Annotated in this window: 9 protein-coding genes; all 9 read left to right on the top strand. The window is 60.0% G+C overall.

The window, feature by feature from the left end; all coding sequences use genetic code 11:
* Positions 1-2: 2 nt before the first annotated feature.
* A complete protein-coding gene (gene rplA / locus FHS89_RS00045) occupies positions 3-701 on the top strand; it encodes a 50S ribosomal protein L1 (protein ID WP_184007209.1) in 699 nt (232 codons plus the stop codon).
* A 253-nt stretch (positions 702-954) separates the two neighbouring features.
* Entirely contained in the window at positions 955-1,470 is a 516-nt protein-coding gene (rplJ, locus tag FHS89_RS00040; RefSeq protein WP_184007207.1) for a 50S ribosomal protein L10, read from the top strand.
* Between the two features lie 81 nt (positions 1,471-1,551).
* A complete protein-coding gene (gene rplL, locus FHS89_RS00035) occupies positions 1,552-1,926 on the top strand; it encodes a 50S ribosomal protein L7/L12 (protein WP_184007205.1) in 375 nt (124 codons plus the stop codon).
* Positions 1,927-2,174: 248 nt separating this feature from the next.
* Complete coding sequence (gene rpoB, locus FHS89_RS00030) at positions 2,175-6,275, top strand: DNA-directed RNA polymerase subunit beta (RefSeq protein ID WP_184007203.1); 4,101 nt, start codon at positions 2,175-2,177, stop codon at positions 6,273-6,275.
* Positions 6,276-6,327: 52 nt separating this feature from the next.
* Entirely contained in the window at positions 6,328-10,551 is a 4,224-nt protein-coding gene (gene rpoC / locus FHS89_RS00025; protein WP_184007201.1) for a DNA-directed RNA polymerase subunit beta', read from the top strand.
* Between the two features lie 497 nt (positions 10,552-11,048).
* A complete protein-coding gene (gene rpsL, locus FHS89_RS00020; protein ID WP_184008389.1) occupies positions 11,049-11,420 on the top strand; it encodes a 30S ribosomal protein S12 in 372 nt (123 codons plus the stop codon).
* Positions 11,421-11,504: 84 nt separating this feature from the next.
* Positions 11,505-11,975 carry a 30S ribosomal protein S7 gene (rpsG, locus tag FHS89_RS00015; protein ID WP_184007199.1) on the top strand — a complete coding sequence of 157 codons (471 nt, stop codon included), beginning with the start codon at positions 11,505-11,507 and terminating at the stop codon, positions 11,973-11,975.
* 23 nt (positions 11,976-11,998) lie between these two features.
* Positions 11,999-14,116, top strand: a complete 2,118-nt coding sequence (gene fusA, locus FHS89_RS00010) for an elongation factor G (protein ID WP_184007197.1) — start codon at positions 11,999-12,001, stop codon at positions 14,114-14,116.
* An 87-nt stretch (positions 14,117-14,203) separates the two neighbouring features.
* A partial coding sequence (locus tag FHS89_RS00005) for a GTP-binding protein (RefSeq protein ID WP_184007195.1) occupies positions 14,204-14,565 on the top strand: 362 nt, incomplete at its 3' end.

Raw genomic sequence — 14,565 nt, 5'->3', positions numbered from 1 at the left:
TCATGGCAAAGCTCAGCAAGCGTCAGACCAAGATCGACGCAGCCTTTGAAGGCAAGAAAGACCTCTCCGTCGCGGATGCAGTTGCACTGGTGAAAGGTGCAGCAGCGGCGAAATTCGACGAGACCGTTGAGATCGCGATGAACCTCGGCGTTGATACCCGCCACGCGGACCAGATGGTGCGCGGCGTGGTCTCCCTGCCGAACGGCACCGGTAAAACCGTGCGCGTGGGCGTGTTCGCCCGTGGCCCGAAGGCAGAAGAAGCCGAAAAAGCCGGCGCGGATGTCGTGGGTGCAGAAGACCTGATGGAAGCCGTGCAGGCGGGCAAGATCGACTTTGACCGCTGCATCGCGACCCCGGACATGATGCCGATCGTTGGCCGCCTTGGTAAGGTGCTTGGCCCCCGTGGCCTGATGCCGAACCCCAAGCTCGGCACCGTGACGATGGACGTGGCGACCGCCGTGGCGAATGCCAAGGGTGGTGAAGTGCAGTTCCGCGCGGAAAAGGGCGGCGTTGTCCATGCAGGCATCGGCAAAGTGTCCTTCGATGAGGCCAAGCTCGTGGAGAACGCAAAAGCGTTCATCTCCGCCGTGGCAAAAGCCCGCCCGACCGGCGCGAAAGGCACCTATGTGAAAAAGGTCGTGCTGACCTCGACCATGGGTCGTGGCGTCACGATTGACCTCGGCGACGCAACCGCCGAGTAACAAAGTTTCCTCCGGTGTGAGCCGGAGGATGCCGGGGCCGCGTCAAACCGGCCCCACCGTCCGAGATGAAGGGTTTTGAGGCGTGCCTCATGGAATTCCTTTCTGAGACGGGGGCAGCACAAGATCAACCGAACGGCCGCAGGCCAGACGGGCGAGATTGGGGGCACCCCGGACGGGACCCGAGAGAGGGGCGAGATGAATTCGCCCCTTGACCTGAGCCGGCGGGGAAACCCGCCAAAATTGGAGTAGACCTGTGGATAGAGCCCAAAAAGAAAGTGTGGTCGAGGAACTCGGCCAGATCTTCGCGGACTCTGGTGTCGTCGTGGTATCTCACTACGAAGGCCTCACGGTTGCTGAAATGACTGCATTCCGCACCATGGTCCGCGAAGCGGGCGGTGCGGTTCGTGTCGCCAAGAACAGGCTCGCCAAGATCGCCCTGAAAGGCCACCCCGCGGAAGCGATGGGTGAAACCCTGACAGGGATGACCGTCTTCGCCTATTCCGAAGACCCCGTTGCCGCTGCGAAAGCAGTGGAAGAGTTCGCCAAGGGCAATCAAAAGCTCAAGGTACTCGGCGGGGCGATGGGCGAAACTGTCCTTGACCCGGCAGGTGTTAAGGCTGTGGCAGCGATGCCGTCGCGCGAGGAGCTTATTGCTTCCGTCGTGGCGTGTCTCGGCGCACCGGCTTCCAACATCGCGGGCGCGATTGGCGCACCTGCTTCGAACATCGCGGGTATCCTCGCGACCCTCGAAGAGCGCGAAGCGGCATAAGTCAAAACAGCAACTCGTTAGGCCTCAAGGAGAGTGCGCAGCACACCGGATGGTAAAACGAACTGAAATGGAACTGAACAAATGGCTGATCTGAAGAAACTTGCAGAAGAAATCGTTGGCCTCACGCTGCTCGAAGCGGCTGAGCTCAAGAACATCCTCAAGGATGAGTACGGCATCGAGCCCGCAGCAGGCGGCGCAGTGATGATGGCTGGCCCCGCAGCAGCGGCCGAAGCCGAAGAAGAAAAGACCGAGTTTGACGTGATCCTCAAGTCCGCTGGCGACAAGAAGATCAACGTGATCAAAGAAGTCCGTGCCATCACGGGCCTTGGTCTGAAAGAAGCAAAAGACCTCGTGGAAGCCGGTGGCAAGGCAGTGAAAGAAGCTGTCTCCAAGGAAGAAGCAGAAGACATCAAGGGCAAGCTGGAAGCAGCTGGCGCAGAAGTCGAGGTCAAGTAATCTGCTGCGGGGTTTCCCCGCGCCGGTTGAAAAACGGGGCTGGGCGTATAGTTAATACGCCCAGCCGCTTTCCGTCTCTCCCCAGGGGCCGTTTATATTTGAAACGACTTCTTGGCAGAGACGTGCGTTCCGGGATTGTCCGTCGGGGGATGGACACAGGTATTGGAACGCACCCTCTAACGCGGGATGCAATCAGACCGGCCGCCCACCGGTGCCTGAGCGCATGAAGCACAAGGACGTATTACCACATGGTTCAGACCTTTTCCGGCCACAAACGTATCCGCAAGCATTACGGCAAAATCCGCGAAGTCGCGGACATGCCGAACCTCATTCAGGTGCAAAAGCGGTCCTACGATCTGTTCCTGAAATCCGGCGAAGCCGACACCCCCACTGATGGCGACGGCCTGATGGGCGTGTTCCAGTCGGTTTTCCCGATCAAGGATTTCAACGACACCTCGATCCTCGAATTCGTCAAGTATGACTTGGAAGCGCCGAAATACGACGTGGAAGAGTGCATGCAGCGCGACATGACCTATGCCGCACCGCTGAAGGTGACGCTGCGCCTAATCGTGTTTGAAGTGGACGAGGATACCGGCGCGCGCTCCGTCAAGGACATCAAGGAGCAGGACGTCTATATGGGCGATCTGCCGCTGATGACGCCGAATGGCACCTTTGTCGTGAACGGCACCGAGCGTGTGATCGTGTCCCAGATGCACCGCTCACCCGGCGTGTTCTTTGACCATGACCGGGGCAAGACGCATTCGTCCGGCAAGCTCTTGTTCGCAAGCCGCATCATCCCCTATCGCGGCTCTTGGCTCGATTTCGAATTCGACGCAAAAGACCTCGTGTTCGCGCGCATCGACCGCCGCCGGAAGCTGCCGGTGACGACGCTGCTCTATGCGCTCGGCCTCGATCAGGACGGCATCATGGATGCCTATTACAACAAGCTCACCTATCGTCAGGTGAAGGGTGGCTGGGCAACGCCATTCTTCCCCGAGCGTATCCGTGGGACCAAGCCGGCCTATGACATCGTGAACGCCGCCAATGGCGAAGTGATCGCGGAAGCGGGCAAGAAAGTCACGCCGCGCGCTGTGAAAAAGCTGGTCGACAGCGGCGATGTGTCCGAAATCATCGTGCCGCAGATGGGCATTCTGGGCAAGTTCATCGCGCAGGATCTCGTGAACGGCAAGACCGGTTACATCTATGCCGAAGCGGGTGATGAAATCACCGAGGACATGCTCGCCGAACTGGCCGAAGCGGGCTACAAGGAAATCCCGGTTCTCGACATCGATAACGTCAACGTGGGCGCGTATATGCGCAACACGATGGCCGCCGATAAGAACATGAACCGCGACATGGCGCTCTTGGATATCTACCGCGTGATGCGCCCGGGTGAGCCGCCGACCGTTGAGGCAGCGTCGACCATGTTCGACAGCCTGTTCTTCGACAGCGAGCGGTATGACCTGTCTGCCGTGGGCCGGGTGAAGATGAACATGCGTCTCGATCTGGACGCGCCGGATACCCTGCGCACCCTGCGGACCGAGGACATCATCGCCGTGATCCGTGCGCTGGTGGATCTGCGCGATGGCCGGGGCGAGGTTGATGATATCGACCACCTCGGGAACCGTCGTGTCCGCTCCGTCGGCGAGTTGATGGAGAACCAGTACCGCGTCGGCCTTCTGCGGATGGAGCGCACGATTAAAGAGCGCATGTCCTCCGTTGAGATCGACACGGTGATGCCGCAGGATCTGATCAACGCGAAGCCCGCCGCGGCGGCTGTGCGTGAATTCTTCGGCTCCTCGCAGCTGTCGCAGTTCATGGACCAGACCAACCCGCTGTCTGAAGTGACGCATAAGCGCCGCCTGTCCGCGCTTGGCCCGGGTGGTCTGACCCGTGAGCGTGCGGGCTTTGAAGTGCGCGACGTGCACCCGACCCATTATGGCCGGATGTGCCCGATCGAGACGCCGGAAGGCCCGAATATCGGCCTGATCAACAGCCTCGCGACCTTCGCGCAGGTGAACAAGTACGGCTTTATCGAAACGCCCTATCGCAAGGTCGTGGATGGTCAGGTGACGGATGAGGTACATTACCTGTCCGCAACCGAGGAAGGCCGCTACACCACCGCGCAGGCAAACGCGACGCTGGATGAGACCGGCAAGTTCATCAATGATCTCGTCTCCACCCGTCGTGCCGGTGAATTCGAGCTGAACCCGCCGGAGAAGATCGACTACATCGACGTGAGCCCCAAGCAGCTTGTGTCCGTGGCCGCGGCCCTCATCCCGTTCCTTGAGAATGACGATGCGAACCGCGCGCTGATGGGCTCGAACATGCAGCGTCAGGCCGTGCCGCTTTTGCGGGCGGAGGCGCCGTTTGTCGGGACCGGGATCGAGCAGGTCGTGGCCCGCGATTCCGGTGCGGCGATCACTGCCCACCGTGAAGGGATCGTGGATCAGGTTGACGCAATGCGGATCGTTGTGCGCGTGACCGCCGGGCTTGAGCCGGGCGATCCGGGCGTGGACATCTACCGCCTGCGCAAATTCCAGCGCTCCAACCAGAACACCGCGATCAACCAGCGCCCGCTGGTGAAAGTGGGGGATCGGGTCCGTGCGGGCGAAGTGATTGCAGATGGCCCGTCCACCGATCTGGGCGAACTGGCACTGGGTAAGAACGTGATCGTCGCGTTCATGCCGTGGAATGGCTACAACTACGAGGATTCCATCCTCATCTCCGAGCGGATCGTGAAAGACGACGTCTTTACCTCGATCCATATCGAAGAATACGAAGTGGCCGCCCGCGACACCAAGCTCGGGCCGGAAGAGATCACACGCGATATCCCGAATGTGGGTGAAGAGGCGCTCCGGAACCTCGATGAGGCCGGGATCGTCTATATCGGTGCTGAACTTGGACCGGGCGATATCCTCGTCGGTAAGATCACGCCAAAGGGCGAAAGCCCGATGACCCCGGAGGAAAAGCTCCTCCGCGCGATCTTTGGTGAGAAAGCGTCCGATGTGCGCGACACATCCATGCGGATGCCGCCGGGTGATTTCGGCACGGTCGTTGAGGTGCGCCTGTTCAACCGTCACGGTGTGGAGAAGGACGAACGCTCCCTCCAGATCGAGCGGGAAGAAGTGGAACGCCTCCAGCGGGATAAGGACGATGAACTCGCGATCCTTGAGCGCAACATCTACTCCCGTCTGCGCGACCTGATCATGGGCAAGACCGCTGTGAAGGGGCCGAAAGGCGTCAAAGCAGGGTCCACCATCGACGAGGCGCTGCTGGAGCAACTCAGCCGTGGGCAGTGGTGGCAACTCGCCCTTGAGGATGACGCCGACGCGTCCGCCGTTGAGGCGCTCAACGCACAGTTCGAGGCGCAAAAGCGCACGCTCGATCGTCGCTTTGAGGACAAGGTGGAGAAGGTCCGCCGTGGCGATGACCTGCCGCCGGGCGTGATGAAGATGGTTAAGGTGTTCGTCGCGGTGAAGCGCAAGCTTCAGCCGGGGGACAAGATGGCCGGTCGTCACGGCAACAAGGGTGTGATCTCCAAAGTGGTCCCGGAGGAGGATATGCCCTTCCTCGCGGATGGCACGCCGGTTGATTTCGTGCTGAACCCGCTGGGTGTTCCGTCGCGGATGAATGTCGGTCAGATCCTTGAGACGCACATGGGCTGGGCCGCGCGCGGCTTGGGTCAGATGGTCGGTGAGGCGATGGCCGAATATCGCCGTTCTGGCGATTTGACGCCGGTGAAGGACGCGATGAAAATCGCCTATGGCGACGATGTCTATGCCGAGGCAACCTCTGACATGACGGAAGAGGAATTCCTTGAGGCCGCTGGCAACGTCACCCGTGGTGTGCCGATCGCAACGCCGGTTTTCGACGGTGCCAAGGAACTGGACGTGAACGACGCGCTCAAGCGTGCGGGTCTTGACGAATCCGGCCAGTCGGTCGTGTTCGATGGCCGCACGGGCGAGCAATTCGCACGGAAAGTCACCGTTGGTGTGAAGTACCTTCTGAAGCTGCATCACCTTGTCGATGACAAGATCCACGCACGCTCCACCGGGCCATACTCGCTTGTCACGCAGCAGCCGCTGGGTGGTAAGGCGCAGTTCGGCGGTCAGCGTTTCGGGGAGATGGAGGTCTGGGCGCTGGAAGCATACGGCGCGGCCTACACGCTTCAGGAAATGCTCACTGTGAAGTCGGATGACGTCGCAGGGCGGACCAAAGTGTACGAAGCCATCGTGAAGGGCGAGAACGACTTTGAAGCCGGTATCCCGGAATCCTTCAACGTGCTTGTGAAGGAAATCCGGTCGCTTGGCCTCAATATCGAGTTGCTCGACTCGGAAGCGGAGTGAGGGGGCGGGAAATCGCCCCTTTCCACCAACGCTAGAGAGATAGGAATACCCTATGAACCGTGAAGTCACGAACCCGTTTAACCCGACGACGCCCGCGGCGAGCTTCGATGAGATCAAAATCTCCTTGGCCAGCCCGGAGCGGATCCTTTCTTGGTCCTATGGTGAGATCAAGAAGCCGGAAACCATCAACTACCGTACGTTCAAGCCTGAGCGGGACGGCCTGTTTTGTGCGCGTATCTTTGGCCCGATCAAGGATTACGAATGCCTCTGCGGCAAATATAAGCGCATGAAGTACAAGGGCATCGTCTGCGAAAAATGCGGTGTCGAAGTTACCCTGTCCAAAGTCCGCCGGGAGCGGATGGGCCATATTGAGCTGGCAGCGCCCGTTGCGCATATCTGGTTCCTGAAATCCCTGCCGTCCCGCATCGGCCTGATGCTGGACATGACCCTGCGCGATCTGGAGCGTGTCCTCTATTTCGAACAGTATGTCGTGATTGAGCCGGGCCTGACGGACCTGACCAAAGGCCAGCTTCTCACGGAGGAAGAGTTCCTCGACGCAGAAGATCAATACGGGATGGACGCGTTCCGCGCGGGCATCGGGGCCGAGGCCATCCGTGAAATGCTGTCCGAGATTGACCTTGAGCTTGAGGCAGAGCAGCTGCGCGCTGATCTGGCCGAAGCCACGGGTGAATTGAAGCCCAAGAAAATCATCAAGCGGCTCAAGATCGTTGAGAATTTCCTCGAGTCCGGCAACCGGCCCGAGTGGATGATCATGACCGTCGTGCCGGTGATCCCGCCCGAGTTGCGCCCGCTGGTGCCGCTCGACGGGGGCCGTTTCGCGACGTCCGACCTCAACGACCTCTATCGTCGTGTGATCAACCGGAACAACCGCCTCAAGCGGCTTATCGAGCTGCGCGCGCCGGATATCATCATCCGCAACGAAAAGCGGATGTTGCAGGAATCCGTCGATGCGCTGTTCGACAATGGCCGTCGTGGCCGGGTCATCACGGGGGCAAACAAGCGCCCGCTGAAATCCCTGTCGGACATGCTCAAGGGCAAGCAGGGCCGTTTCCGTCAGAACCTTCTGGGTAAGCGGGTCGATTTCTCGGGCCGTTCGGTCATCGTGACCGGACCGGAGATGAAGCTGCACCAGTGCGGCCTGCCCAAGAAGATGGCGCTCGAACTGTTCAAGCCGTTCATCTACAGCCGTCTTGAGGCGAAGGGCTATTCCTCCACCGTCAAGCAGGCGAAAAAGCTGGTTGAGAAGGAGCGCCCGGAGGTTTGGGATATCCTCGACGAGGTGATCCGCGAGCACCCGGTTCTGCTGAACCGCGCGCCGACGCTGCACCGTCTTGGCATTCAAGCATTTGAGCCGGTGCTGATCGAAGGGAAAGCGATCCAGCTTCACCCGCTGGACTGCTCCGCGTTCAACGCTGACTTTGACGGCGACCAGATGGCTGTTCACGTTCCGCTCAGCATGGAAGCACAGCTTGAAGCGCGCGTCCTGATGATGTCCACGAACAACGTTCTGTCGCCCGCAAACGGCAAACCGATCATCGTGCCGTCGCAGGATATGATCCTTGGCCTTTACTACATCACGCTGGAGCGTGAGGGCCTGCCGGGTGAGGGGATGCTGTTTGCATCCGTGGATGAGGTGGAGCACGCGCTTGAAGCAGGCTCTGTGCATCTGCACTCCAAAATCACCGCGCGGATCGAACAGATCGACGAGAATGGTGAAACTGTGATGAAGCGGTTTGAAACCACGCCGGGCCGTCTGCGGCTGGGCGCGCTTCTGCCGAAGAACGCGAAAGCACCGTTCGACCTTGTGAACCGCCTGTTGCGGAAGAAAGAGGTCGGTGAGGTGATCGACGTCGTCTATCGCCATTGCGGTCAGAAAGAGTCCGTCATTTTCTGTGACCAGATCATGACCCTCGGTTTCCGGGAGGCGTTCAAGGCCGGTATCTCCTTCGGTAAGGATGACATGGTCATTCCCGACACGAAGTGGGACATCGTGAACGAGACCCGCGAGCAGGTGAAGGATTTCGAGCGTCAGTACATGGACGGCCTCATCACGCAGGGCGAGAAGTACAACAAGGTGGTCGATGCCTGGTCCAAGTGTTCCGACAAGGTTGCGGACGCGATGATGGGCGACATCTCTGCCATGCGGTACGACGATGCCGGCACCCAGATGGAGCCGAACTCGGTCTACATGATGGCGCATTCCGGGGCGCGTGGCTCCCCGGCGCAGATGAAACAGCTTGGCGGGATGCGCGGCCTGATGGCCAAGCCGTCGGGTGAGATCATCGAAACGCCGATCGTGTCGAACTTTAAAGAAGGTCTGACCGTGGCGGAGTATTTCAACTCCTCCCACGGTGCGCGTAAGGGTCTTGCCGATACGGCGCTCAAGACTGCGAACTCCGGCTATCTGACCCGTCGTCTGGTGGACGTGGCGCAGGATTGCATCGTGACGCAGGATGACTGCGGCACGGATCGCGCGATCACGGTTTCGGCTGTTGTCCGTGACGGTGACGTGGTGGCAAGCCTGTCCGAGCGGCTGTTGGGCCGGACCACCGCCGAAGATGTGGTGGCCCCCGCCACCGGCGAAGTCCTGCTCAAGCGGAACGAGCTGATCGACGAGCGCATGTCCGAAATCATCGAAAAAGCAGGCGTTCCGAGCGTGAAAATCCGCTCTGCGCTGACCTGCGAATCTGAGGATGGCATCTGTGGCGCCTGCTACGGGCGTGATCTGGCGCGCGGCACGAAAGTGAACGTGGGCGAGGCCGTCGGCATCATCGCGGCACAGTCCATCGGTGAACCGGGCACACAGCTGACGATGCGGACTTTCCACATCGGCGGTATTGCTCAGGGTGGCACGCAGTCCTTCGTCGAGGCATCTCAGCCCGGCAAGGTTGTTCTGAAAAACACCAACGTGATCGACAACTCCTCCGGGGAAACGATCGTGCTGGCGCGGAACATGTCCATCGGGATCGAGGACGAAAATGGCGTGGCACGGGCCGAGTATAAGCTCGCTTATGGCTCCACCCTTCTGGTCAAAGAGGGTCAGCAGGTTGCACGCGGCGACAAACTCGCCGAGTGGGATCCCTACACCCTGCCAATCATCGCGGAGCGTGGCGGCATCGCCCGCCATGTGGACCTCGTCAACGGCATCGCCGTGCGGGAGGACGTGGATGACGCGACCGGCATGACCCAGAAGATCGTGACCGATTGGCGCGCCGCGCCGAAAGGCAACGAATTGAAGCCAGAGATCATCCTGATCGACGCGGATGGGGAGCCAGTGCGCCTTGAGAACGGCAACCCGGCCACCTACCCGATGTCCGTTGACGCGGTTCTGTCCGTGGAAGACGGGCAGGAGGTCAAGGCCGGTGACGTGCTCGCGCGTATCCCGCGTGAGGGTGCAAAGACAAAGGACATCACCGGTGGTCTGCCGCGTGTGGCCGAACTCTTTGAAGCACGCCGTCCCAAGGATCACGCGATCATCAACGAACTCGACGGCTATGTCCGCTTCGGCAAGGATTACAAGAACAAGCGCCGCATCACCGTTGAACCGGTCGATGAATCGATGGAGCCTGTCGAGTATCTGGTGCCGAAGGGCAAGCACATCCCGGTGCAGGAAGGCGACTTCGTGCAGAAGGGCGATTACATCATGGATGGCAACCCAGCCCCCCATGACATCCTCGCCATTCTCGGGATCGAGGCGCTTGCTGACTACCTCATCGACGAAGTGCAGGACGTGTACCGACTGCAGGGTGTGAAGATCAACGACAAGCATATCGAGGTGATCATTCGCCAGATGCTTCAGAAGATCGAAATCACCCATGGTGGCGGCACGACCTTCCTCAAGGGTGAGAATGTCGACAAGGCAGAGCTGGAAGAAGCGAACGCAAAGGCGCTTGCCGATGGGCGTGAGCCGGCGAAAGGCGTTCCGATCCTGCTTGGGATCACCAAGGCGTCCCTGCAAACGCGCAGCTTCTTTGCTGCCGCGGCCTTCCAGGAGACGACCAAGGTGCTGACCGAAGCCTCCGTGCAGGGCAAGCGGGATCGCCTGATCGGTCTGAAGGAAAACATCATCGTCGGGCGGCTTATCCCGGCCGGGACCGGTGGTGCGACCAACCAGATCAAGCGGGTCGCGGCAGAGCGGGACGCGAAGGTCATCGCAGCGCGCGCGGCAGAAGCCGAAGCCGCGGCTGCCCTCGTGGCCGCCGAAGCTGGCCCCGAGCCAGAGGCACCCCAAGCACCAGAAGGCGATCAGGAGTAATCCATCGCCCATAAGGTGAACCGAATTGGCCCCGGCGTGACAGCGCCGGGGCCATTTTCTTTCCCGGAGATTCGACCAGACTGCCCCGCCACCGCGCATTTCATCGCGCGGCAATGGCAGGGTCGGCAGACCACCGCATCCTGATCGCAGGATGACGCAACGTCGGCCGTGCGACACTCCGTTTCGCAGCGAAACGGGCAGAGCATGAAATCACGGTTTTTCAGGGGGTTAAGGCGGAAATCGGCTTTGGCCTCGCCCATGGAAAATCTCTTGGAAATGGGTTGTTGACACCTCCCCGAGTCACCGCTAGTTTCCGCGCACTCCGGCAAGGGTCTTTAGGGATTCAATCCGGGAAAAAGCCAAATATAGCGGCTGCACGATCCGGGCCACGGCTCCGATCCTCTGAATTTCCGCCAGTACGGGCCCGAATTGGGGCTCGTGTTGGTAATGGCGTGCCATGAGGTGCGCTCAGTGTGTTTGAGAACGAGGCGAAACGAATGCCGACGATACAACAGCTGATCCGCAAACCGCGTCAGCCCAAAGTTAAGCGTCAAAAAGCCATGCACCTGCAGGCATGCCCGCAAAAGCGCGGCGTCTGCACGCGGGTTTATACGACGACCCCGAAGAAGCCGAACTCGGCTATGCGTAAGGTGGCAAAAGTCCGCCTGACGAACGGGTTTGAGGTGATTTCCTACATCCCCGGTGAGGGGCACAACCTTCAGGAGCACTCTGTTGTGCTTATCCGTGGCGGTCGTGTGAAGGATTTGCCCGGCGTTCGCTACCACATCCTGCGCGGCGTGCTCGACACGCAAGGCGTTAAGGATCGTCGCCAGCGCCGCTCCAAATATGGTGCCAAGCGGCCCAAGTAATGCGCAAGCAAGCCCCTGCAGTCGCGGGGGCTGCTTTGTCCACGGAACGACCCCGCGAGTGGGGAAGTGTAAAGAGAGACCGATATGTCCCGACGCCATAGCGCAGAGAAACGTGACGTTCTGCCCGACGCCAAATACGGCGATCGCGTGCTGACGAAGTTTATGAATAACCTGATGTATGACGGCAAGAAATCCGCCGCCGAGCGCATCGTTTATGGCGCCCTTGACCGCGTCGAGGATCGCCTGAAGCGCGCGCCGATCGAAGTCTTCCACGAGGCGCTCGATAACATCAAGCCGTCCGCCGAGGTCCGCTCCCGCCGTGTGGGTGGTGCGACCTATCAGGTTCCCGTCGATGTGCGCCCCGAGCGTCGCGAGGCCCTCGCGATCCGCTGGCTCATCATCGCCGCGCGCAAGCGCAACGAAAACACAATGGAAGAGCGTCTCGCTGGTGAAATCACCGACGCCGTGAACTCCCGCGGCACCGCGGTGAAGAAGCGCGAAGACACGCACAAGATGGCCGAGGCGAACAAAGCCTTCAGCCATTACCGTTGGTAACTCAGGTTTAAGGTAGTCTCCCCATGGCACGCGATTATCCACTTACGCGCTACCGCAACTTCGGTATCATGGCGCATATCGATGCAGGTAAGACCACCTGCACCGAGCGTATCCTGTTCTACACAGGCAAATCCCACAAAATCGGTGAGGTGCATGACGGCGCCGCGACCATGGACTGGATGGAGCAGGAGCAGGAGCGTGGCATCACGATTACCTCCGCTGCGACCACCACGTTCTGGGAGCGCACCGAAGACGGCCAAACGCCGGATTCCGAAAAGCACCGCTTCAACATCATCGACACCCCGGGCCACGTTGACTTCACCATCGAAGTTGAGCGGTCTCTCGCCGTTCTCGACGGTGCTGTTTGCGTGCTCGACGCGAACGCAGGTGTTGAGCCGCAGACCGAAACCGTGTGGCGTCAGGCCGACCGGTACAAGGTGCCGCGCATCGTGTTCGTCAATAAGATGGACAAGATCGGCGCTGACTTCTTCAACTGCGTCGAAATGATCAAGAACCGCACCGGTGCCCGCGCCATGCCGATCCAGATCCCCATCGGATCCGAGACCGAGCTGGAAGGCATCGTTGATCTTGTGACCATGCAGGAATGGGTCTGGCAGGGTGAAGATCTTGGCGCCTCCTGGGTGCACAAGGAGGTCCGCGCCGAGTTGAAAGACAAGTGTGAAGAGCTTCGTGCCGAGATGGTCGAAATGGCCGTCGAAATGGACGACGACGCGATGGAAGCGTATCTGGAAGGCAATGAGCCTGACATCGCGACCCTGCGCAAGCTGATCCGTAAGGGTACGCTGTCCATGTCCTTCGTGCCCGTGCTGGCCGGTTCCGCGTTCAAGAACAAGGGCGTGCAGCCCCTCCTGAACGCCGTGATCGACTATCTGCCGGGTCCGCTTGATGTGCCTGCTTATATGGGCTTCAAGCCGGGCGATGAGACCGAAACCCGTGATCAGGCGCGCCACGCAGATGATGACGAGCCGTTCTCCGGCCTTGCGTTCAAGATCATGAACGACCCCTTCATGGGCACCCTGACCTTCACCCGGATCTATTCCGGTCAGGTGAAGAAGGGCGACACGTTCCTCAACTCGACCAAGGGCAAGAAAGAGCGCATCGGCCGTATGGTGATGATGCACTCCAACAAGCAGGATGAAATCACCGAAGCATTCGCAGGTGACATCATCGCGCTGGCCGGTCTGAAGGACACCACCACCGGGGATACCCTGTGCGCCGTGAACGCGCCGGTTGTTCTGGAAACGATGAGCTTCCCCGATCCGGTGATCGAGATCGCTGTTGAGCCGAAAACGAAGGCCGACCAGGAGAAAATGTCCCAGGGCCTCGCGCGTCTGGCGGCAGAAGATCCGTCCTTCCGGGTGGAGACCGACCTTGAGTCCGGTCAGACCATCATGAAGGGCATGGGCGAACTTCACCTCGACATCCTCGTTGACCGCCTCAAGCGGGAATTCAAGGTCGAGGCGAATATCGGTGCGCCGCAGGTTGCTTACCGTGAGACCATCTCCCACGAGGCGGAGATCGACTACACGCACAAGAAGCAGTCCGGTGGCTCCGGTCAGTTCGGTCGCGTCAAGCTCGTCATCACTCCGACCGAGCCGGGCGAAGGTTACAGCTTTGAGTCCAAGATTGTCGGCGGGTCCGTTCCCAAGGAATACATCCCCGGCGTCGAAAAGGGCATCCTGTCCGTTATGGACAGCGGGCCGCTCGCGGGCTTCCCCGTGATCGACTTCAAGGTGGCACTGATCGACGGTGCGTATCACGATGTGGACTCCAGCATTCTGGCGTTCGAAATCGCGGCACGCATGGCAATGCGCGAAGGCATGAAGAAAGCCGGCGCAAAGCTGCTTGAGCCGATCATGAAGGTCGAAGTTGTGACCCCGGAAGAATATACCGGCGGCATCATCGGCGATCTGACCTCCCGTCGCGGGATGGTGCAGGGGCAGGACACACGCGGCAACGCGATCGTGATCGATGCCTTCGTGCCGCTGGCGAATATGTTTGGCTACATCAACACCCTGCGTTCTATGTCTTCGGGCCGCGCGCAGTTTACGATGCAGTTCGATCATTATGACGCTGTTCCGTCCAACATCTCTGAAGAAATTCAGGCGAAATTTGCATAACCGCGGTGCGTGGGAAACCACGCACCCTACCCACCCTGTAGGATGTGTGCCTGGCACGCACCGTGAGACAAGAGAAGGAGCCTAGATATGGCGAAGGCAAAGTTTGAGCGTACGAAGCCGCACGTAAACATTGGCACGATTGGTCACGTTGACCATGGCAAGACGACGCTGACGGCAGCGATCACCAAGCAGTTTGGTGATTTCAAGGCATATGACGAGATTGACGGCGCGCCCGAGGAAAAGGCACGTGGGATCACCATCTCCACCGCGCATGTGGAATATGAGACGGACGCGCGTCACTACGCCCATGTCGATTGCCCCGGCCACGCGGATTATGTGAAGAACATGATCACTGGTGCGGCGCAGATGGACGGCGCGATCCTCGTTGTGAACGCAGCGGATGGCCCGATGCCGCAGACCCGTGAGCACATCCTTCTGGGCCGCCAGGT

The organism is Rubricella aquisinus, assembly GCF_014199445.1.
Classification (GTDB): Bacteria; Pseudomonadota; Alphaproteobacteria; order Rhodobacterales; family Rhodobacteraceae; genus Rubricella; species Rubricella aquisinus.
Note: the sequence above shows the minus strand (reverse complement) of the source record. Positions and strands in the feature narration are given on the sequence as shown.

What these genes read in the sequence shown, in the direction of transcription:
- rplA (WP_184007209.1), top strand. Translation starts at nt 3, where the DNA reads ATGGCAAAGCTCAGCAAGCGTCAGACCAAGATCGACGCAGCCTTTGAA.
- rplL (WP_184007205.1), top strand. Translation starts at nt 1,552, where the DNA reads ATGGCTGATCTGAAGAAACTTGCAGAAGAAATCGTTGGCCTCACGCTG.
- rpoB (WP_184007203.1), top strand. Translation starts at nt 2,175, where the DNA reads ATGGTTCAGACCTTTTCCGGCCACAAACGTATCCGCAAGCATTACGGC.
- rpoC (WP_184007201.1), top strand. Translation starts at nt 6,328, where the DNA reads ATGAACCGTGAAGTCACGAACCCGTTTAACCCGACGACGCCCGCGGCG.
- rpsL (WP_184008389.1), top strand. Translation starts at nt 11,049, where the DNA reads ATGCCGACGATACAACAGCTGATCCGCAAACCGCGTCAGCCCAAAGTT.
- rpsG (WP_184007199.1), top strand. Translation starts at nt 11,505, where the DNA reads ATGTCCCGACGCCATAGCGCAGAGAAACGTGACGTTCTGCCCGACGCC.
- fusA (WP_184007197.1), top strand. Translation starts at nt 11,999, where the DNA reads ATGGCACGCGATTATCCACTTACGCGCTACCGCAACTTCGGTATCATG.